The sequence below is a fragment of the Streptomyces nanshensis genome, from assembly GCF_001751255.1.
Taxonomy (GTDB): domain Bacteria; phylum Actinomycetota; class Actinomycetes; order Streptomycetales; family Streptomycetaceae; genus Streptomyces; species Streptomyces nanshensis_A.
Window position 1 is genome coordinate 1 of the sequence record NZ_LJGW01000628.1, and the last position, 3382, is coordinate 3382.

The 3382-nt window shown below is 72.7% G+C and carries 4 protein-coding genes; 2 read left to right on the forward strand and 2 right to left on the reverse strand.

Annotated features, from left to right (window positions below; genetic code table 11):
• Window positions 1-212: 212 nt before the first annotated feature.
• A complete protein-coding gene (locus AN218_RS30465; RefSeq protein WP_141747767.1) occupies window positions 213-1181 on the forward strand; it encodes an AraC family transcriptional regulator in 969 nt (322 codons plus the stop codon).
• A gap of 88 nt (window positions 1182-1269) precedes the next feature.
• The gene (locus tag AN218_RS30470; protein ID WP_244900843.1) at window positions 1270-1764 is read left to right on the forward strand and encodes a hypothetical protein; all 495 of its coding nucleotides are present in this window, start codon (window positions 1270-1272) and stop codon (window positions 1762-1764) included.
• Window positions 1765-1810: 46 nt separating this feature from the next.
• Here AN218_RS30470 and AN218_RS30475 read toward each other — a convergent pair whose 3' ends face one another.
• Window positions 1811-2440 (reverse strand): hypothetical protein, encoded by a 630-nt coding sequence (locus AN218_RS30475; protein WP_070020265.1) that lies wholly within the window; start codon window positions 2438-2440, stop codon window positions 1811-1813.
• Window positions 2441-2545: 105 nt separating this feature from the next.
• Window positions 2546-3352, reverse strand: a complete 807-nt coding sequence (locus tag AN218_RS30480) for a hypothetical protein (RefSeq protein ID WP_070020266.1) — start codon at window positions 3350-3352, stop codon at window positions 2546-2548.
• Window positions 3353-3382 lie beyond the last annotated feature (30 nt).

Sequence of the window (3382 nt, forward strand, 5' to 3'; positions counted from 1 at the left end):
GACGCCCCCGCCCGCCGCCACGGACCCGCCGACGCCGCTCCGGGGCGTCCCCTCCCCACGCCGTACGGCCGTCACGGCGCCCGCACCGCCCTTCCCGCCGGCACCCCCGCGAAGCGGGATTTCCGCAGGTCCGGGAGGCGTCGCCGAGTAGTACCGTCGAATGAGTAGGCCCGTCGGACCTGCGGCCCAGCTCGGTGCCCCGGGAGGCGATCATGCCGGTCGAACTCGAGCGGCTGCCGGTGGAGCAGTCGGAATTCCACACCTCGGATCCGAACGCCGGGGAAGTCATGAGCGCCGAGATGTACGGCGCCTTCAATCCGCGGTACGGGTCCACCGAGGACTTCGTCTTCGACGGCCGCCGTACGAGCGCGGGAGACATGAGCCTCGATCACCTCGCGCATTCGACCATGAGCATCGAGTGCGCCCCGCTCGACTACCTCATGTTCATCTTCGTCACGGGAGGCTCCCTCACCGTCTCCTCCGGCGACTCCGAGACCCGGCTGCGCATGGGGGACACCGCCGTGTGCCCGGCGGGCGTACCGCTCACGATCAGTTGGGACCGGCTGACCAAGGAGGTCATCTCGATACCCCTGCGGGCGGCGCAGGACGCGGCCGCCGAGTACGGGGCCGAGGGCGAGCTGAACTTCCTCGGCACGACCCCCGTCACCCCGGCGATGGACCGCTTCTGGCGCTCCACGGTCGGCTTCGTCGCGAGCCAACTGGAGGCCCAGGACAGCCCGTTGACCGAACCGCTGGTCTACTCCCGCACGCTCAACCTGCTCGGCACGGCCGCCGTGAGGGCCTTCCCGAACACCACCATGACGGCCGACTACCGGCCCGGTCCGGGCAGGATCACACCGGCGGCGCTGCGCCGGACCGTGGAGTTCATCGACGCGAACGCCGACCGGCCGCTCACCCTGACCGACATCGCCGTCGCGGTCGCCGTACCGCCGCGCGCGCTCCAGCACGAGTTCGTGCGCGAGTACGGCACCAGCCCCCTCGGCTATCTGCACCGCGTACGTCTGGAGCGGGCCCGCAGCGATCTGCGGGCGACGGACCCGGCCACGGGCACGACGGTCCAGTCCGTCGCCAACCGCTGGGGCTTCCCCGACCCGGCCCGCTTCTCGGCCGCGTACCGCGACACCTACGGCCAGCGCCCGGACCAGACCCTCAGCCGCTGAACCTCCGGGCGGCCCGGCGCGTCCTTGTGCGTGGACGTGAGGCACGCGTGCCCGCGTTGGCGGCGGCCGTCGGGTGGCCGGCCGCGACGTGAGGGAGCACGAGGGGACACGAGGGGACACGAGAAGGGAGGGGCCGGTCATCGGCGATCAGTACGTAACCGCGGAGACACCGCCGTCCGGGCGCCGCGGCCGCCCCCACGGCCCGTCGCACCGCCGCCGTCGCGACCTGCTGCTCGGCGCGCTCGCGGGCGCCGCGCTCACCGCCGCACTGATGACGCTGCTCCAGTGGCCGCACACCGAGGTCGTCCACCGCGCCCGCCAGCCGCAGACCGTCTCCTACGGGGACGACGCCCCGCACTATCTGGGCCTGAAGCGCGAACACACCGTCTCCGGGCGGGAGTCGTACCGCCTGATGATCGGCCGCGACCCGGGCCTGGGCTACGGCCACCTCGTCCAGATCGACGCGTCCCTCGGCGCCGAGGGCATCGCGGACACGGAGTGGACGAAGACGGGCGTACGGGTGCGCTTCGGCACCGGCCACACGCTCTTCGTGCCCGCGTCCTCCTTCACGTACGGACGCTGAGAGGGCCGCGGACAGGCGGCGGCCGTACGGCGGTGCGCTCAGGGGCTCAGCGCGCCGTACCGCCGCGGTACGAACGCACCGGGTCCGCCCATCCGCCCAGGCGGCGGGCCACCCCGTAGCGCGGTGGCAGCCACCAGATCCGGCGGACGTGGGTGGCCGTGACCGGCGACCAGCCGGAGGCAGGGAGTTCCTCCACGCCCCACCAGGTCCTGACCGCCTTCTCGCCCTCCCACTTCAGCAGCGGCCAGCGGGGAAGGTGCAGCCCGACGAAGAACATCGAGACGTCGTCCCCGCACTTGGTGGTGTAGAAGTACCGCTCGACGTCCGTATAGCTGGCGCCTAACCCGCACTCCAGCCCCCTGGTCCCGCCGAGCCACGACAGGTCCAGCGCACCGCCGGCGGGGATCGACGGCACCAGCACCGGGTTGCGCCAGGAGTCCTCGGCGACGCCGCGTGCCAGACCCGTCCGTTCCGCCTGGGCGACGACGACGTTGGTCGCCGGCCCGGTGCCGACGTTGACCAGACGCCATGCGGGCTCACCGGATCCGTCGCCCTGGCCGCTCTCCCACACGAACTGCAGGACCGGCATATGAGAACGGCGGCCGGCGGCGTACGCGAGTGCCAGCGAGCCCAGTGACACGAGGACGGCGACCACCGAGATCAGCGTCGTCACCATCGCCCCTCCCCCCCCGTTGCACGACGGCAGCGCACGACGGCAGCGCATGGCCGCAGCGCATGACCTCAACGGGGGTTTCCTACCCGGGAGTTTCGGACGCAGCCCTTATGCGAGCAGCCCCGCGAGGCGGTCGTGGACGTCGTCGGCGTCGTCCGTCTCGGTGTCCGGGACCAGCCGTGCGCGGTCCTCCGGGTCGCGGGCGAGTACGTGCAGCCGTCCGTCGTCGCGGGCCAGGACCAGGTCGGTGCTCTCGCCCGCGGTCTCGGCCGAGCCCCGGGCCGTGTAGTGGGTGACGGTCACCAGCGCGGAGCGCTCGGCCTCGGCGAGCAGGGCGTCGGCGTCCACGGCGCGGTCCGCGTCCGCCGAACGTCCGTGCGGCAGCCAGTCCATGAGCATGCGGAGGGCCTCGTCCAGCTTGTACAGGCCGATCTGGTGGACGCCGAGGGCGTCGATGCGGACCATCAGACAGACCCGTTCCGGCTGGGGGAGCAGCAGGACGCGCCAGGGCTCGCCCGGCTCCGTACCGGTCGTACGGGCGTCGAGCACCTTGCGGGCCCGGCGCTGGAAGGCGACGGTGATGCCCAGGTCGCCGCGTACCTGGACCTCCTCGCTGGTGTCGCCCGCCAGGAGCAACTGCCGTGCGGCGAGGGAGCGTACGGCCTCGGCGAGCACCTCGTCCGAGGGCCGGGCCTCCAGGAAGTCCACGATCGCGTCCACGACGGTGAGTTCGGCGATGGTGTACGCGCCGAGCAGCACCGGGCCCGTCTCGACCAGGTGCAGCACGGCCGAGACCAGGCCCTCGGGGACGGACGCGTCGAGCACGTCGCCCGTGCCGTCGCCGTTGCCGCCGGTGGCACCGGTGCCGTCGCCGGAGGCCCCCGGTGACGGACGGTCCCGCCTCTCGTCGCTCATGCGGCTCTACCTTCTTCCTGGGTCTGCCCC

What these genes read in the sequence shown, in the direction of transcription:
- AN218_RS30465 (WP_141747767.1), top strand. Translation starts at nt 213, where the DNA reads ATGCCGGTCGAACTCGAGCGGCTGCCGGTGGAGCAGTCGGAATTCCAC.
- AN218_RS30475 (WP_070020265.1), bottom strand. Translation starts at nt 2,440, where the DNA reads ATGGTGACGACGCTGATCTCGGTGGTCGCCGTCCTCGTGTCACTGGGC.
- AN218_RS30480 (WP_070020266.1), bottom strand. Translation starts at nt 3,352, where the DNA reads ATGAGCGACGAGAGGCGGGACCGTCCGTCACCGGGGGCCTCCGGCGAC.